Annotated in this window: 13 protein-coding genes; 5 read left to right on the top strand and 8 right to left on the bottom strand. The window is 47.1% G+C overall.

The genetic code is table 11. From position 1 onward, the window contains the following. Positions 1-46 precede the first annotated feature (46 nt). Together BUB38_RS05095 and BUB38_RS05090 are read left to right on the top strand one after the other, a co-directional pair. Positions 47-1,459, top strand: coding sequence for an anthranilate synthase component I family protein (locus BUB38_RS05095; RefSeq protein ID WP_073158014.1), 1,413 nt, complete (start codon positions 47-49; stop codon positions 1,457-1,459). A 166-nt stretch (positions 1,460-1,625) separates the two neighbouring features. Further along, positions 1,626-3,221: a bifunctional anthranilate synthase component II/anthranilate phosphoribosyltransferase gene (locus BUB38_RS05090; protein WP_073158009.1), complete on the top strand. Its 1,596-nt coding sequence runs from the start codon at positions 1,626-1,628 to the stop codon at positions 3,219-3,221. Positions 3,222-3,340: 119 nt separating this feature from the next. On the opposite strand, the gene BUB38_RS05085 is transcribed toward BUB38_RS05090, so the two are convergent. The 4 genes from BUB38_RS05085 to BUB38_RS16730 all read right to left on the bottom strand — a co-directional run bounded on the left by BUB38_RS05085 (position 3,341) and on the right by BUB38_RS16730 (position 9,317). Further along, the gene (locus BUB38_RS05085; protein WP_073158440.1) at positions 3,341-4,414 is read right to left on the bottom strand and encodes a Fic family protein; all 1,074 of its coding nucleotides are present in this window, start codon (positions 4,412-4,414) and stop codon (positions 3,341-3,343) included. Positions 4,415-4,509: 95 nt separating this feature from the next. Further along, positions 4,510-5,400 carry a fibrobacter succinogenes major paralogous domain-containing protein gene (locus BUB38_RS05080; RefSeq protein ID WP_073158002.1) on the bottom strand — a complete coding sequence of 297 codons (891 nt, stop codon included), beginning with the start codon at positions 5,398-5,400 and terminating at the stop codon, positions 4,510-4,512. Between the two features lie 39 nt (positions 5,401-5,439). Next, positions 5,440-6,642: an ATP-binding protein gene (locus tag BUB38_RS05075; protein WP_073157998.1), complete on the bottom strand. Its 1,203-nt coding sequence runs from the start codon at positions 6,640-6,642 to the stop codon at positions 5,440-5,442. A gap of 542 nt (positions 6,643-7,184) precedes the next feature. Beyond that, positions 7,185-9,317: a fibrobacter succinogenes major paralogous domain-containing protein gene (locus BUB38_RS16730; protein ID WP_073157993.1), complete on the bottom strand. Its 2,133-nt coding sequence runs from the start codon at positions 9,315-9,317 to the stop codon at positions 7,185-7,187. Between the two features lie 395 nt (positions 9,318-9,712). Between BUB38_RS16730 and BUB38_RS05065 the strand changes: the two genes are divergently transcribed. After that, on the top strand, positions 9,713-11,356 hold the full coding sequence (locus BUB38_RS05065; protein WP_073157987.1) for a bifunctional indole-3-glycerol phosphate synthase/phosphoribosylanthranilate isomerase: 1,644 nt from the start codon (positions 9,713-9,715) through the stop codon (positions 11,354-11,356). Between the two features lie 104 nt (positions 11,357-11,460). Here BUB38_RS05065 and BUB38_RS05060 read toward each other — a convergent pair whose 3' ends face one another. Then, the gene (locus BUB38_RS05060; RefSeq protein ID WP_073157984.1) at positions 11,461-12,048 is read right to left on the bottom strand and encodes a PIN domain-containing protein; all 588 of its coding nucleotides are present in this window, start codon (positions 12,046-12,048) and stop codon (positions 11,461-11,463) included. Continuing rightward, positions 12,033-12,356 carry a type II toxin-antitoxin system RelB/DinJ family antitoxin gene (locus BUB38_RS05055; RefSeq protein WP_073157981.1) on the bottom strand — a complete coding sequence of 108 codons (324 nt, stop codon included), beginning with the start codon at positions 12,354-12,356 and terminating at the stop codon, positions 12,033-12,035. Before BUB38_RS05055 ends, BUB38_RS05060 begins: the two co-directional genes overlap by 16 nt. A 148-nt stretch (positions 12,357-12,504) precedes the next feature. On the opposite strand from BUB38_RS05055, the gene BUB38_RS05050 reads away from it, so the two are divergent. Then, the gene (locus tag BUB38_RS05050; protein WP_139258253.1) at positions 12,505-12,993 is read left to right on the top strand and encodes a hypothetical protein; all 489 of its coding nucleotides are present in this window, start codon (positions 12,505-12,507) and stop codon (positions 12,991-12,993) included. Continuing rightward, positions 12,990-13,556: a hypothetical protein gene (locus BUB38_RS05045; protein ID WP_073157975.1), complete on the top strand. Its 567-nt coding sequence runs from the start codon at positions 12,990-12,992 to the stop codon at positions 13,554-13,556. The genes BUB38_RS05050 and BUB38_RS05045 overlap by 4 nt, the downstream gene beginning before the upstream one ends. 102 nt (positions 13,557-13,658) lie before the next feature. Here the strand turns inward: BUB38_RS05045 and BUB38_RS05040 are convergent, their stop codons facing one another. Next, a complete protein-coding gene (locus BUB38_RS05040) occupies positions 13,659-14,921 on the bottom strand; it encodes an ATP-binding protein (protein ID WP_073157972.1) in 1,263 nt (420 codons plus the stop codon). Between the two features lie 281 nt (positions 14,922-15,202). Then, positions 15,203-16,552: an ATP-binding protein gene (locus tag BUB38_RS05035; RefSeq protein ID WP_073157969.1), complete on the bottom strand. Its 1,350-nt coding sequence runs from the start codon at positions 16,550-16,552 to the stop codon at positions 15,203-15,205. Between the last annotated feature and the right edge of the window lie 211 nt (positions 16,553-16,763).

Here is a 16,763-nt window from a genome sequence, read left to right as displayed (position 1 = left end):
ACCCTTCGCTTCACTCAGGGTGACGACGAAAAACGAAGGATTGAACATGAAGGAACCTCGTACCGACAGCATCTACGTCGCCCTCCCCGGCGAACGCTACACACCTTTCTCCCTGGGCAAAAAGCTGGGAGCAAAGGCAATCTTTGAATCCGCTTCTTTCGCTCATGGCCGTAGCCGCTACTCGACCTTGATGGTCGACGAAGCCTTCCGTCTCCGCCAGAACGAGCATGACGTTTCCATTGTCGTTGACGGCAAGGAAAGCGTATTCCTGAAGGAAGGCGAAGGCGACATTCTCGACGCCCTCATGATCATTTCCGGCGAAAACACCGTGCCGCCTAACCAGATGCCGATTCCTTCTTCTGGCGTGGGCTACCTGGGTTATGAATTCTGCGCCCGCTGCGATACCATTCACTTGGCACCACAGGTTGACGAATTGAACATTCCTGAAGCCGAATTCATGGTGGGTCACATCTACATCGTGTTCGACCACTACACTGAAAAGCTTCACCTGTTCGCATTGAACTACGAAGAACATCAGGTGGACCTGCCTGCCGCTATCGAAAACGTAAAGAAGCGCCTGGCCGACCTGGACTTCAGCTACCTGGCTCCGGAACCGGAAGTGGCCAAGGGCGTTACCGTTACCGATCTTTCCAAGTCCAAGGAAGAATACACCCAGAAGGTGGAAGAACTGCAGAAGCACATTGTGGCTGGCGACATCGTTCAGGCCGTGCCTTCCCGCCGCATCCAGTTCGAAAGCGACATCGAGGCTCTGGACATTTACCGCCGCCTCCGTTCCGTGAACCCGTCTCCTTACATGTTCTACCTGGATTACGGTACCCACCAGTTTATCGGAGCATCTCCAGAAAGCTTGGTACGCGTCCGTGATGGTATCGCAACCATCCATCCTATTGCCGGCACACGCCGCCGCGGTAAGGACGAAAAGGAAGATTACGAACTGATGAAGGAACTGAAGAACGATCCGAAGGAACGTGCAGAACACTTGATGCTGGTTGACTTGGCTCGTAACGATTTGGGTCGCGTCTGTGCCGCTGGCACTGTGGAAGCCATGAAATTCATGGAATGCGAAAAGTACAGCCACGTGATCCACCTGGTCTCTGACGTTCAGGGCAAGGTTAGCGCAGGCAAGAAGTCCATTGAAGTACTTCGTTCCAGCTTCCCTGCAGGTACCGTCAGCGGCGCTCCCAAGATCAGCGCTATCGAAATCCTTTCTGGCCTCGAAAAGGTCAAGCGCCGTTTCTATGCAGGCGCTGTAGGTTACATTGAATCCGATGGCGACCTGGACTTCTGTATTTCTATCCGTTGCTGCCTCAAGCAGGGTAAGAAGATCACCTTGCAGGCTGGCGGTGGCATTGTGGCCGCCTCCAACGCAGAACGCGAATTTGAAGAAACTAACGAAAAGCTGGGTGCTGTCCGCGCAGTCCTGGAAGGAAGCAAGTAGGCGCGAGGTCGCTACGCTTTCAGCTACGAGGTCGCGCCGAAGGCGCTTTGAGCTAGATAATGGCGGCTACGCCGCGTAACTTAAAACTCAAAGGCCGAAGGCCGCCCTCAAAGAGAGCCCCCTTGTGGGGCGAACGACCTCAAACCTCGAACCTAAAGGATTTATCATGATCGTTTTAATTGACAACTACGATTCTTTCACTTACAACGTGTATCAGGCTCTGGCCAAGATCACTAACGAAGAAATCCGCGTGCTCCGCAGCAAGGAATGCACCATCGCAGACATCGAAGCACTGAACCCCAGCCGCCTCATTGTGAGCCCGGGCCCGGGTCGCCCTGAAGATGCAGGCATCTCTGTTGAAGCCATCAGGCACTTCGCAGGCAAGCTCCCCATTCTCGGCATCTGCCTTGGTCACCAGGCTATTGGCTACGCTTTCGGTGCAAAGATCGTTGGCGCAAAGTTCATCAAGCACGGCATCGTCGAAGAAATCAACCTGGACGGTAAGGGTCTCTTCCGCACCATGGGCGCAAAGAATTCCTTCACCCGCTACCACAGCCTTGTCATTGACGAAACCACCCTCCCGCCGGAATTCGAAGTGACCGCCCGCGCCACAGACGGCGACATTATGGGCATTCGTCACAAGACCTTGGATATCGAAGGTGTGCAGTTCCATCCGGAATCCATCGCCAGCGACAGGGAAGCCGATTTCTTCAAGGCATTCCTCAACTACCGTCGTGAACCGCAGAACATTCGCGGCGTATTGAACACCCTCATGGAAGGCAAGGACCTGACTCGCGAAACTGCTGAGATGTTCATGGACGACTTGACCGATGGCATTATGGATGAACGCCAGATGGCAGCAATCCTTACAGCACTTTCCTGCAAGGGCCCAGTTTCTGATGAAATCGCCGGCTGCGCCGCTGTGCTTAGCCGCAAGAAGCGTAAGTTCCCAATGTCTGGTGACGAACTTACCGACATCGTGGGTACCGGTGGCGATGGTAAGGGCAGCTTCAATGTGAGCTCCATGTCTGGCCTTATTGCAGCTACCTGCGGTTGTAAGATTGCAAAGCACGGCAACCGCGCCGTTTCCAGTAAGTCCGGTGCTGCAAACTTCTACACCGCTGCAGGCTTCAAGCTGGATATGACTCCGGAAAAGGCTGCAGAAGTTCTGCAGAAGACCGGCTTCGCCTTCCTCATGGCTCCCGTCTATCACAGCGCCATGCGTTTCGCAGGTCCTGTCCGCCAGTGCCTCGGCATCAAGACCATCATGAACCTTATCGGACCTCTCACCAACCCTGCAGAAGCCAAGTACCTCTGCCTGGGCGTTTACAGCAAGGCCGTTTTGGAACCGTTTACCAAGGCTGCTCATGCTCTGGGTGCAAAGCGCGTCATGGTAGCCTTGAGCGACGACGGCTACGACGAAATTTCTCCTTGCGTTCCCACCACCATCGCAGAAATCCTGGAAGACGGCGTTTACAAGGAATACCGCATCGACCCCAAGGACTTCGGCGTTCCCGCTGTGGACGAAGACGACTTGGCAGGTGGTACCGGCGAAGAAAACTTCAAGCTGGCAATGGACCTCCTGAACGGCAAGGGCCGCCCGGGCATCAAGTACGCCTGCGCCCTGAATGCTGGCGCCGCCCTCTACATCAGCAAGAAGGCCGCCACCATCAAGGAAGGCTACGACATGGCCATGAAGGCAATCGAAGACGGCTCCGTGCTGAAGACCATCGAAGCTGTAAAGGAAGCTTCTAATAGCTAGTCTCGAGTCATTCTCGCGTAAGCGAGAATCTGGCATTAAAAAAAGCTCCCCACCACAATGGTCGGGGAGTTTTTTTTACTCGCCAAAAGTCATCAAAAACAGGAGATTAGGCAACGCCTCTAAACTGACGGCACGATAAACACATGCCATTTGCCAACATCTTTCCCGCGTTCAATATAATGGCAATCAAGAAGGTGCTGAACCAGCTTGTTAACCGCAGAAATTCGAATACCAATTTTTCGCTGAATATCGGCTAGCGTCAAAACCGGTTCACTTTGCATAAGGTTCAAAATACGGCCATAATTCGGGGTGCGAAATTCAACGCACTCGCCATCATACCACCAGATATTTTCACCACACTTTGTAAGAAAGCGAACATCGCCATCAATTTCTTGCGCCACCATATTCTTAAAATACTTGAGAAATGGAGCTATAGTTCGCAACGAGGCATTCGCGCCTAATGTCGGCGCAGCACCTACAGCAAAATCGGCTGCATGCAAGGCTTCTAGATATTCGTCTTTCTTTCGACTGCGAACAACTACCATGGGAATATCATGTTTCGCCAAAATGTAATTGACTAGCAAACGAGCGATTCGACCATTTCCATCTTCGAATGGATGGATTCTAATATACCGATAATGGAACAGCGCAGCCAATTCCACAGGAGACAACTTCCCCTCTTTTTCTGCAGCATTATACCAATCCACCAAATCCGTCATCAGTGCAGGAGTTTCTTCTGGTGACGCATAGTCGAACCGATCTCCATAACGCGTAATGACACTATTTGGGCGAGTCTTGTATTGCCCTGCGTGAACCACATACCCGACTTGCATTCCACCAGGCAGTTCACGATGAACGGAATAATCCTCCCGCAGTAGAGTATGATGCAGGCCTCGTATAAAATTTTGTGTAAGTGGAGTTTCCTTGATTTTAGCTTCAGCCACCATCATCTTGAGAGAAACTTCGCTGGCCACCATCTCCTGAACGCTCCGCACATTCGCTTCACCAATAACCTTCCCGAACAGCAAAAGGATTTCCGTCTGTCCATAAGTAAGGGTGTTCCCCTCGATATGGTTGCTGTTATAGTTGAAGTCAACGGAAAAACGACGAGCAAGACGGGCCCTATTTTCATCTGAAATAGGCTGGAGTTTTCTCCACGCATCAATGGCTTTTTCTAATGTTAGGTATCTCACGCCATCTAAAGTAGCAAAATTTCGTAAAAAAAGGTAGTCAAACAACCACCTTTTTACAAACTTTTCGTTCTAAATGATCTATTTTAGATAAAAGTTTAGTTAGAGTTCTGGAGACAACGAACGGAGTAACCGTAGTCCTTAATGTAGTCGTACATGAAGGCATCCTCGATGTCGTAGCTCAAGTCCACGCTATAGGCGTAGTCGCTATAGTTCTCGTTCTGAGAGGCAGACCAGAATGTGGCGTAGCTGCCGGCATTGAAGAAATAGCCATTGCTGTATCTGCTGCCTGCAGGGAGCGCGGAGAAGCCGTAATCATCCGTACCGTTGCCATTGCTGAACCAACCGCTGCCAGACTTAAGAATCTCACCAGCGGTGCTAAAGCCACCAACAGCCTCGAGCAATGTCCGCCATTCACCGTATGTCGGCAAATGCCAGCCACTGGGGCACACGCCTTGAACAACTGTCGGCAGCGTACAGGTCTTACCATAACCGCAAGTCTGAGGATTATCAACATCGTTCGCCAAAGCAACGGAGTCAATGGCCGCCGCCCAAGTGTAAAGGCGACCATACTTAGCACAAGAATCTGCGGCATTTTCATAGCACCAGGACTTGCCCTTCAGGCTCGGCGTCTTTGTAGAATCTGCGTAGTTCAGGTTCTCGGCCATCCACACCTGATCGCCGATCTTAACTGTCTTGTAGGTCTTATTGTCGCGTTTATCAGTCATGGTGCCGTAGGTGATTTCCGGGTTCAGAAATTCATCCTTCGTCATATCAAAAAGACCGCGACTACTACTGGACTTCGGGTCGTCATTCTTACTGCTGGAGGAGCCCGGTTTGACACTGGAAGATGAAGCGTCCTCCGAAATAACAGACGATGAAGATTCCTTGTCCGCATCTTCGTTATTTGCAGAAGAAACGCTATCGTCACAGGCCACCATACCCAAAGCCATGGCCACAACGCTTATTCCATAAAACAGCTTTCTCATCGAAACTTCTCCTTGAATCACCTACAAGATAAAAAACATTCAAAATTTTTCCACGGGAACAACCTTAATAGCATACCCGTTCTTTTCAATGAGCCGTTCATCATTCCATGTTACAATGGTAAGGTTATCGCACTTCAGTTCGCCGGCGCATTCCACAAGGCTACCCACCTCTCGCTTTTCTGTTTTTTCGTTCGACATCTCGTAACAAACTTGAATTAGCTGCTTTACCTTGTTACCTTCACGAACTACAAAATCCGTTCCCTTGTCATTACGGGAATGGTAGTAGAACAAGGATTTTTCGGTATCGTACCCACGGCGAAGCAATTCAATAAAGACTTGATTTTCCAGAAGTTTTCCCAGATTTTCGCTAAGGTTAAACGCCCTCGACGAAACAAAGCCATTGTCAACCACATAGACCTTGCGCGGAGCCTTTTTCATCAGTTTTAATTTGTTGTTGTATCTATCCAGATAATAGAACAGGAATGGCTCATGCAAATAGTCCATGAACTTTTTTGTTGTGGCAACACTGGATAGGCCAAGGTCGTCCGCCACATCGTTGTAGCTAAATGTTCCCGTAAAATTTGCAAGAAGGAATGTAGCCACATTGTTCAGGTCCGTAACATTTCGGATCTTGTGCCTGCGAACCACATCCTTGTACACAATGGAATCGAACAGTGTCTGCAGGTATGTTTGCGTTATGGCCCGTTGCGACACCGTTTCCGGATAACCCCCGTTTTTAAGATAATCGTCCTTAGTCAATTCCCGATTAAACGAGCATGTTTCAAACAAACTAAAAGGTAGCATCTTGATTTCAAGATATCGGCCCGTAAGCACGGTTGCCATTTCTCCCGAAAGCATGTTGGCGTTACTACCTGTTATAACCAGGTTGTACCCACGACGAAAAAGCTTGCCGACCCAAACATCCCAGCCACTTACATTTTGGACTTCGTCAAGCAAAAGGTACTGAAAATTCGGGTACACCTCGTTCAGCAGCATTTCCGCCTGTTCCTCGTTCCAGCCTTTTAGCAATTCATTATCATCGAAATTCAGGTAAGCAAAATTCTTCCCGCGCAGCATCAAAATAGCCTGGGTGGATTTCCCCACGCGACGAGGCCCCGTTAGCAACTTTATGTTCGGGCTCCGAAGCAAGGCATCAAAATCATACACTGTTTGACGTGTAAGGTAAGGCTCCGCCAAAAGGCGATCCCGTTCTTTTCGCTGATTGAGCACGGCGCTTTTCATGCCTTAAAAATAGCATTTTTAGTCAACAAAGCAACCATATTGAACAAAAAGGTTGGTTTTTATTCAATACAGCAAGCAAATTGAATAAAATGAATCTTTCTATGAAAATCCGAGCACAGTATTTAAACTCGCCAAAAGTCATCAAAAAACAGAGATTTGGCAAAGTATAACGGAGTCTTTATAAAAATTTCCCTACTTCTTCAAGAATTTTCATTGGGCATAAATCCTCCAAATAAAAAGATTGGCAAGGGAAGCAAGAAAATTTAACACAATTCAAGTCAACCTATTAGGGCGGGGGGATGAATTTTTTTTCGGCTTCGCCGGGACTGTTCCCTTTGGGCTTCGCCCTTTTGGAACGGACCTACGCGCCGGCTTTGTCCACAGAGTGGATAACAGCGACTAAAGAACTGAAGTTCGAAGTCTCGCTGTATAGCTGGCGCGTGCTAGTGGTGCTACGCACTTCTAGTTAGAGTGGCACAAAGTGCACAACAGTTCGGCTCACCTATACAAAAATGCAAGCATTTCTGTGCAGGATTCGCCTCCTAGTTGTTCTGGAGACAACGAACTGAGATACCGTTGCTCTTATCGTTGTGGTACATGTAGGCATACTCGTAGATGTAGTACAAGAACATGCTGTAGGCGTAGAGGCTATAGCTCTCCTCGCCAGCAGACCAGAAGAAGGCGCCGTTGCCGGCATCGCTGAAACCGCCACCGTAGTTCCTGTTGCCTGCAGGGAGCGCGGAGAAGCCGTAGGTATCCGTTCCGTTGCCATTGCTGTACCAGCCACTGCCCGACTTAAGAGCCTTACCAGCAGCGCTGGAACCACCAACAGCCTTGAACAAAGTTTCCCATTCGTCGTATGTCGGCAAATGCCAGCCGCTGGGACACACACCCTGCACAACAGCCGGCAGAGTACAAGTCTTGCCGTAGCCGCAAGTCTGAGGATTATCAGCATCATTTGTCAAGGCAACAGAGTCAATGGCTGCAGCCCAGGTGTAAAGGCGACCGGTTACATCGCAATTCTCTGCCTTATTATTATAGCACCAGGACTTACCCTTCAGGCTCGGCATTTTTGTAGAATCGGCATAGTTCAGGTTCTCGGCAATCCACACCTGATCACCGATCTTAACAGTCTTGTAGGTCTTATTGTCGCGTTTATCAGTCATGGTGCCGTAGGTGATTTCCGGATTCAGGCGAGCCTCCTTCGGTACGTCAAAGGTCCAGTCACCCATCAGACTTACCCAACCCTTGCTAGAGCAATAGTACTTGTCTTCACCGCTCTTGCCGATTTCGCCGATGCGGTTGGTGGTGCAGCCCATAAGCTTAAGGCTAACATCGTTCTCATTTACTTCCACCCACTGATTCAGGGCTTCATCGTATTTGTACATCACATCGGTGGAGTCCCCCTTCTTGATGTCGCCATCATTACCTTTTACCCATCCCTGAGTATCCACGGTAATGTCATCGGTGGATTCCCACTTACGGTTCTTGCAAATGTACCAGGTTCCATTTACCTTGCCCGTATTCAGGGAAATGTCGGCTTCGCGAGTTTCGGTACAACCACCAAGGGCGACCTCAACCGAGGAGGCTTTTCGCCAAGCTGTTTCAGCTCCGTCGTAAACATAGTTCACGGATTTGGTTACGCTTCCCAGCTTGATTTCGCCATCTTCACCGGCGGTCCACTGGTAAGTATCCTTATCAATGTCACTAGCTTCCAGCCAGGCTTCACCATTACAGTAATAGCGGGTTTTGGTGCCGTAGGTTTTAACCAGTTCATTGGTGGCTGCAGCAATTTCGCCCTGGTTTTCGGCATTACAAGCCTCAAGGCCGTAGTTTGCATACCAGAAGTTGCGCACATACTTTTCAAAATCCGGAGCAGACCCCAGACCCCAGCTATTGATGTTGGAACGAATCAAAGAAAGATCATCATTCAGGTCCTGTTCGTTGGCCCAGTCCGCAATTTTTGCCTTAGTGGACGCGTCATTCCATTCGCCATCTTTCTCGATGTCGGTTGCGAACTTGGTCAAAAGCTCTGTGAGTTCCGCTTCGCTGCGATTACCCTGCATCAAAATGCTGAAGGCCAAAAGGGCGGCATTGCCCTCGCCCTTGCTAAAGATGTTCAGGTCTTCGGAGTTCGCAAAATCGCCCTGGATACCAAAGGCGTTGAAGATTTCTGCTTCAGCCTGTTTCTTGGCAGCAGGAACATTCACGCCAGTGCCCACCAGGTAAAGGGCGCGTTCATATTCAAGGTGAGTCAGCAAGTTGATGTTCACCTTTTCGCGGTCACTAAGGTCTGTAAGAGCGTTCAGGGTAATGGTACCGCCAGACTTCTTGCCGCTGACTTCGTTACGGTAGTAGCCGCTGGCTTCGAGCAAGGCATACTGGCTAGCCAAGGTAACGCTGGAAACGCCAAACTCACCGTTGTCGCTGGTAATCTTGCCAGTAAAGTTCTTGCCGGTCTGTGCGTAGGTCTCGCCATCCAGTTCATAAAGCTTAACCGCAGAGCCCGTCACGAACGGGCCCTTCTGGCTAACGCCTGCGATGGACTTTTTATTCACACTTACTATAGAATTGCCATTTGCAGAGGTCCCGGAATTGGACTCGCCGTCACCGCAGGCCCAAAAGGCCAACAGGGCACAAAGCAGCGGAAGCATCAGCGAAATCTTTTTACGCATATAAAACTCCTAGGGCGAAATGGAGGTTGTCTATAAATAGAAATATACGCTTTTTTTATAGATAAGCGCAACAGATAAGTGCTAACTCAGCCCTTACAAGCGGGCAATGCTCGCTGCAAATTCAACAAAATCGCTTAGGCTGTTCTTGACAATGGAGTAAATTATTTTGTTGTCAATAACTTCCATTGACAAACCTCTTTATTTTTTCTGCACGGCAAGCACGGATAATCGGTAAAATAACTATTTCAACAAAACAACGCAAGCCGATTTCCCAACGCAATTTTTCATTTTTCTAAATTTTGCGGGTAAAATTTCAAGCCCCGCGCCCAGTACTTCGAACCACAAGCCTCGAACCTGGAACCTCGCGCCTCGAGCCTCGAACCTGGAACCTATAAATGAGCGAAGATATTTTAAAGAAGATTGTAGACAAGAGACGTGCAGACATTGAACGCCTTGGTCTCACCTTTGGTTTTGACATTCCCGAAAAGCGCACCGTTGGTCGTTGCGAATTCCTGGGCCGTCCTGGTCCCATTCTGGAAGTCAAGCGAGCTTCGCCCTCCAAGGGGGACATTGCCCCGGATCTGGTTCCTGCTGATTTGGCATGCACTTATGCCGCTGCTGGCGCACAGGCAATTTCCGTTTTGACGGAAACCAACTTCTTCAAAGGTACTTTGGCCGACTTGATTACCGTGGCCAAGGCCGTTGACAATGGCGACACAACTGACGAAAAGTTGGGCACCAAGAAGTGCGCCGTTCTTCGCAAGGACTTCTTGCTGTTCGAAGACGAAATCGATATCGCCTACCGCTGCGGTGCCGACGCGGTTCTTTTGATCGCCCGCATCCTGGATGACGAACAGCTTTTGAAGATGGCTCGCCGTGCCCAAAGTTTCGAGATGCAGGCCTTCGTGGAAGTCCGTGAACCGGATGATCTGAGAAAGTTGAACTTAGTTTTAGAAACGTTGGACAGGGAGGCAGCAGGAGATGCTGCGAAAAGTGCCGCACGCACCATCGTCGCAGGCGTAAACAGCCGAGACTTGGCAACCTTCCACATCGACCCCATGGTTCCCGCGGCTATCCGCAACAAGTTGCCGGCAAAGGCTGTTTTTGAAAGTGGCGTACACACTCCTGCCGACGCAGCATTCGCCCGCAGCCTGGGCTTCAAGGGAATTCTCGTAGGTGAAGCCGTGGCAAAGAACCCGCCCCTGGCCGCAAAGCTGGTTGAAGCATTCGCTGCAGCCGAAGATAACCGCCGCGGTGACTTCTGGAAGACTTTCGCAGAACGTAGAGATGCCAAGCGCTCCGCTTACGCCGCTGCTATGGTTGACGCAGGTGTGGAAAGCGCCGACGCAGAAAGTGCTGCCCACAAGATTCCCATGGTCAAGATTTGCGGCATCATCCGCGAAGAAGACGGCTTTGCCGCCGCCGAAATGGGAGCCGACATGCTGGGCTTCGTTTTCAGCAACACCAAGCGTCTGACTAACGAAAAGTTTGTCCGCGATTTCACCCAGCTGCTCCGTAGCGAATACGAAGCGGAAGGAAAGCTTTGCCCTCTGTTTGTTGGCGTCATTACCGAGACCACCACAGAAGAAGGCAAGACCGCCATTAAGCTTGCGGCCGAAGGCGTTCTGGACGCAGTGCAGTTCCACGGATTTGCAGCACCCGCATTTGACGACGCAAGCGCCACCGGATTGGAAAGTGCCACCCTCCCCTGCTATAACGCACTACGCATCGGCGAAGAATCCGACTTCGAAAACTTCGCCGCCATCCGCAAGCACGGCGAGCCCCGCATCCTTCTGGACGCCAAGGTAGATGGCATCCCCGGCGGATCTGGCCAGCGCATTCCTGAAGAACTGCTTCGCGAAAAAGCAGGCGAAACACCCTTCTGGCTCGCCGGCGGCATCACTCCCGAGAACATCGGCGACATTTGCGCAAAGTTCTCCCCCGAACTTGTGGACGTGTCCAGCGGCGTTGAAGACGCTCCCGGCATCAAGAACGCAGAAAAGATGATGCAGCTGTTCGAAGCAGTGAATAGCTTGTAAGAATTCTCAATAAGCATTCAAAAAATTCAAACTCCAGAGATCACAACTCCGGAGTTTTCTCATTTTTCTAACGCATGTTAATCCGCACTGCCGTATTTTGAACACTAACCGTTTCTTTTCCGTCTCCGTTCTTCGTGCATCAGTTTGATTTCGGCTTCGATTTCTTCTTCGCTCATGCCGGCAGTACCATTGCGAAGAGCATTTTCATTTGCAGCCTTGAAGGCCGCTAGCAATCCTGTCGGATCGTAAATAGCACCGTTGTCGTTTACCACCAATGGAATAGTTGGATTAATCATGTTCAAAAAAGTCCTTGGAGTTACTGCAAATTCGCAATCAGGGAAATGCTTTGTATTTCCGGTTACGATGTAAGCACCCTTGTCCTGATTGGCAAAAGCAACATCATAAAAGATGACGTCATCCATATCGGGTAAAATCTTCCCGGTCGATGGAATGGAAACCTTGAGCGCATTCTTTAAGATGATTTCAATTACATTTTCTGCTTCTTTGTGAATAAAGCCAAATTTCGTTCTAAACAAAACTTCTTTATATTCTTCAACGATCGATTCATCAACTATAGGGATAAAAGATTTTTTCAAAATTTCCAACAAAATCAAATAAGGAACAGATTCTATTTGATTTCTCGCTAAAGCTGCAGATACAAGAACATTGGTGTCTATTACCGCGTAGAGCATTTTTTCTTCCTTCTTTCAGCATGCATCTGCTTGATTTCTTCCTCAATTTCTTCTTCGCTCATGCCTATAGTCCCATTTTTTTGAGCATTAGCATTCAACGCCTGAAGTGAAGACAAAAGCCCCATTGGATCATCAGCCTCTTTTGACGAAGTGGTTTTGACATCAAAGGGCAATCCTTTTTCAACAAGGGCACGCTTGAAAAATACACGAATTGCAGTAGGGATGTCCATGCCGAGACTTTCGAACAATTCTGCGGCCTGGTTTTTCAAATCTTCATCCATTCGAATTTGTAATAACGACGTCGCCATATTTAACCTCATTATAGAATATATAATAATAGCATATATTTGTCAATGTATTGTAATCATAAAACACTTATTTTTATCGCAGTATAAAAAAGGCAAAAAAAACGCACCTATTCTTAAACCATATTGAAAATTTCTAGTTTTATAAGAGTTGCTTCGCCGCTTAATTAAAAACATCAACATGCCAAAATTCATACCACCGCTTTTATGGATGTTCCTCTGTTTTAGCCTGATGGGTTGTCAGCCTCCATCACACCTAATCCGCATTAACGAATCCCTGCCGAAAAATGCAACCATAGAAAAAGAATCCGTCGTTGTTTACGCACAAGAGGACTGCCCTGGGGATTGTCCTCTAAGCGACAAGGATGTGGAATGGCATAGCGCAACGATTTATAAAAATGTAAGGCAAATCCAATTTACACGATACGGGCGAATGACATGCAATCCCGATGAACTTTGGGAAGGATATCGCGGTTACAACTATTATGTAATTTGGTACAGAGAAGGAATTGCCTACCGCGGAATACAGGCATATTGCGATGCAGAAAAAAAAGAGTTCGTTGTAAAGAACATTATTGACAAAACAACGCATGTAACTTTTCTGAAATCACGAGATGAATGGGTGGTTGAAGTAAAATGAAAGCCTTACTCTTATTAGCACTATTTCTTCTTGCTTCTTGTGGAGGGATCTTTAACTCAGATTCATCGTCCTATGTAGATGTAGATAGGCTACCCTCAAAAATTGAGATTGAGCCATTTTTTGTTGTTGTCGGTGATTTTCCTGAAGGAGTGTCCCCAAAGGATTTCCAGATCGTCGCTTACAAAAATACTCCTGTCAAAAGCGTCGTTCCTTACAAATATTATTTTGATTATAGATACACATTAAAAACGGGAGGATTCGACTTTAAGAATCCAATACCCTCTTACGAAGTTCTTATAGACGAATTCGACCCGGCAACCGAAATCGTGTGGTACAATAAAGGAGTTCCTTACCAAACCTTGAATATCGAATATGCGATAAAGAAAGGGGATATCGTTTCCTTTAAAGCCTTTTGGAATGGAAAGCAAGAATTGTGCTTAAACAATTATATCGTAATCAGGGATTCACGAATTCATATTCACATGCCAGACAACCGCCAGCCAGAGAGTGAATGGTTTACGATATTTAAAGACAATCCCAAATGCCGAGAAACTGAAAAGTAGAAACACACGAATTTTTAAGAACGGCATTTTTTACTGAAAACTTTTTCAAAATCAAGTAAAAGTTTTCAGTAGGAATTTCAATTTACTAAAGAGCGTTCCATTCTAGGAATGCTCTTTTTTGTATTGCAACCACACGTTGTAGGCGGCTTGCGCTTCTGCCAAAGTCACCGCCTTGGGTATCACATCCAGAGAATCCATCATCAAAAAATCCTTGAGCATGATATGCCTTACGGTGCTTGAGGAATAATCTACATCATCGTTTGTGATAATGATTTTCTGAAAATCACCTTCTACTCCATTAAAAGCATCAAACTCCCTAGCATAAGCCTTTTCTTCGGTGACGCTGTAGGCAACTTGTATCAAGTATCTTTTGTTACCCTTTTGGGCAAGGAAATCAATTTCTTTTCCCTTGTTGTTGTACACAAACAATTCGTAGCCCATATAGATTAGTTCATTGTAGACAATGTTCTCCAGGTTGTGGGTAATGTCGTAGCGACCCGCGGAGGCATGGATAGAATTGAGGGCAACATCTTCATTGTAGATTTTCTCGTAGAATGAAAGTTCACGTTTTACCTTGGTGGAATATTGTGGCAATCCACAAATGACGTATGCGTCCTTCAGGTAAGCGATATACTTCATGATTGTGTTGACAGAGCACTTATCATGTTCCTGTTTCACGTAATCACGAATCGCCTTGGCCGAGAAAATGCGACTATTGGAACGCAGTATAAAAGTAACAAGGCTTTCAAAGAGTGAGCGTTTTCTGATGCCGTAGCGGTTTACCAGGTCATTAACGACAATAGTTTCCTTAAGGTCATTAAGATATAAGTCTTGAGCCTCTTGATTTTTCATGTAGAACCGATTTGGGAAACCACCCCAAATCAAGTAATCGGAAATGGGAACCTTTTTCCTCTTTTCCTTGGCAATCTTTAAAATTTCCTTGTAAACAAAGGGACGAATCCGGAATGAAACATAACGGCCACTTAGTTCCTTGGTAAATTCACTTGAAAGAAGTTTTGAATTTGAACCTGTAATGAATACGGAACATTGATTCAGGCGCAAGGTCTTGCACGCAAGTTGCCATCCATCGATGGTTTGCGCTTCATCCAGAAAAACGTAGCAAAGCCCGCGTTTTTTCTTTTTCAGAACGTAATCAATCAAGTCATTGCCGTTCTTTATGTCCGGAACATTGACTGCGTTTTCAAAATTAAGATAAATCAAGTTGGATGACTTGACTGAAATTTCATCCATAACTTGCTTAAGAATCACAGACTTTCCGCAGCGGCGAATCCCTGTGATAATCTTAATCAAATCAGATTTATAAAAGTCACGAATCGGAACAATGTACTTTTCTCTTAAAATCACTCAAAACCTCTACTGAAAACTTTTTCTAAAATATACAAAAGTTTTCAGTAGGAAAATTAGCATTTATTCATCAAGCATAAAAAAGCAACGCGCTTGTACCAATCTGCCAAAGCCAATCTACAATCAATTCGGCTTTACTAAGGTGCCCCAAAAGCCAGTCCAACGCCAAGGATTTTATTATTCTTCAGATTTTCCTCCAAAGAAAAAAAACAGGTCACGGGCATCAGCGCAGTGGGTGCCGTTGTTGGAGTTTGCGAGGGAAAGGAACACCTAAAGCATTATCAACTTAGTCCATCTAGATTTATTTTGTACGTACCCATTTTTTGTTGCTCTTGTTCCATGAACATAAGCATGTAGATGGGCATGTAACAAATTCCGCTTTCGTTTTTTATGTTGCCGTTGCAGAAGACCATGGCTTTTTCAATGCCATTGTTCTCTGTGCGTAGAACATTGGAGAGTGCGTTGTGGCGCTTGTAATCCTTGCCGGATTTGATTTCCAGAGGGAGCACCGTTCCGCCGCGCTGAATGACAAAATCCAGCTCGCCAAGTTTTTTATTGTTAAAATAATATAGTTCGTAGCCCTGATAAAGCAGTTCCTGGGCAACCACGTTTTCATAAATGGATCCGTAGTTGATAGCCTCGTCTCCGCTCAAAATTTTAAGTTGTACTCCACTTGCATACTGGCAGGCAAGCAGTCCGACATCATTCTGGAACAGTTTAAAAAGGTTCCGGGAGCGAGAAAGCAGCAAAGGAATTTTCGGTTCGTCAACATTATACACGGGAATGGCAACACCAACTTCCTTAAGCCAGATAAAGCTGTTCTCGTAACGGGAGAATTTCATATTTTCATTGAGATTCTTTAGAATAAATCGTTTATTCTGAGCGTTCAGTTCGGCAGGGATAAGGTTGAAAATTTCTTCAAGATACAGCTTGTTCCTTGGGTCATACTTGGCAATGTCCTTTTTATACATGGCGATAATGCTTTGCTGTATAGAAAGCACGTTCTGCAGGTTGTTCGTTTTCAGATATTCGTTCACGACGGCAGGCATGCCTCCGACAACCAGGTAGAGCCTGAAAATTTCCATCATCTTTTTGTGGACGAAAGGATCGACCTCACGCCCGTTCCTGAAAGAATCTTTAAGAGAATCCAATACCAGATCTTGCACGCCGACGGCTCTGTAAAACTCCTCCAGGCTAAGGGGATACATTTGTTGAATGGTCAAAAAACCTACAGGAATGGAGCGTACGTCCTTCAATTCTACGCCCAGGAGTGAACCGCTTAAAATATAGCGGAAGTTCCCTTCTTCCACGAGGAATTTTATGGCAGTAATGGCTTCGGGGCAAGCCTGAATTTCATCGAGAAACACGAGTGTCTTGTTTTTTTCTAATGGGACCTGCGTATAGGCGCTCAGCCTTAATAGAATATCCTGCGCATTGGACGCACCAATGAAAATCGCCGCGGCGTCCGGGGACTCGATGAAGTTGATTTCTACAAAATTCTTGAACGCAGCACGGCCAAAAGCTCTAATAGAACTTGTCTTGCCGATTTGCCGGGCTCCAGTCAGTAACAATGCGTTGCGACTATTTTCGAAATGTTTCTTCAGGATTGAATCAATTTTACGGTTTATCATGGGATAATTTTACCTTTTCCAACCTAAAAATAACATCTTTTGTCCGTTTTTCCAACTCATTTGTCAAGTTTTTTATCCATTTTTCCAACCTTCTTCCTATTTTTATCGGTTTGATATGACCTTCCCTAAAAAAGGTTGACACTTTTGGGGTGTTTTTACTGACCGAGTTGACAGTTTCACTGATATGGTTTACACCTTTCCCTCGGTATCA

The sequence above is a fragment of the Fibrobacter sp. UWH5 genome, from assembly GCF_900142505.1.
GTDB lineage: Bacteria > Fibrobacterota > Fibrobacteria > Fibrobacterales > Fibrobacteraceae > Fibrobacter.
The sequence above is the reverse complement of the archived record's forward strand: the minus strand, read 5'-3'. Positions and strand labels throughout refer to the sequence as shown.

Coding starts and splice junctions, on each gene's coding strand:
- BUB38_RS05095 (WP_073158014.1), top strand. CDS start 47: ATGAAGGAACCTCGTACCGACAGCATCTACGTCGCCCTCCCCGGCGAA.
- BUB38_RS05090 (WP_073158009.1), top strand. CDS start 1,626: ATGATCGTTTTAATTGACAACTACGATTCTTTCACTTACAACGTGTAT.
- BUB38_RS05080 (WP_073158002.1), bottom strand. CDS start 5,400: ATGAGAAAGCTGTTTTATGGAATAAGCGTTGTGGCCATGGCTTTGGGT.
- BUB38_RS05075 (WP_073157998.1), bottom strand. CDS start 6,642: ATGAAAAGCGCCGTGCTCAATCAGCGAAAAGAACGGGATCGCCTTTTG.
- BUB38_RS16730 (WP_073157993.1), bottom strand. CDS start 9,317: ATGCGTAAAAAGATTTCGCTGATGCTTCCGCTGCTTTGTGCCCTGTTG.
- BUB38_RS05065 (WP_073157987.1), top strand. CDS start 9,713: ATGAGCGAAGATATTTTAAAGAAGATTGTAGACAAGAGACGTGCAGAC.
- BUB38_RS05060 (WP_073157984.1), bottom strand. CDS start 12,048: ATGCTCTACGCGGTAATAGACACCAATGTTCTTGTATCTGCAGCTTTA.
- BUB38_RS05055 (WP_073157981.1), bottom strand. CDS start 12,356: ATGGCGACGTCGTTATTACAAATTCGAATGGATGAAGATTTGAAAAAC.
- BUB38_RS05045 (WP_073157975.1), top strand. CDS start 12,990: ATGAAAGCCTTACTCTTATTAGCACTATTTCTTCTTGCTTCTTGTGGA.
- BUB38_RS05035 (WP_073157969.1), bottom strand. CDS start 16,552: ATGATAAACCGTAAAATTGATTCAATCCTGAAGAAACATTTCGAAAAT.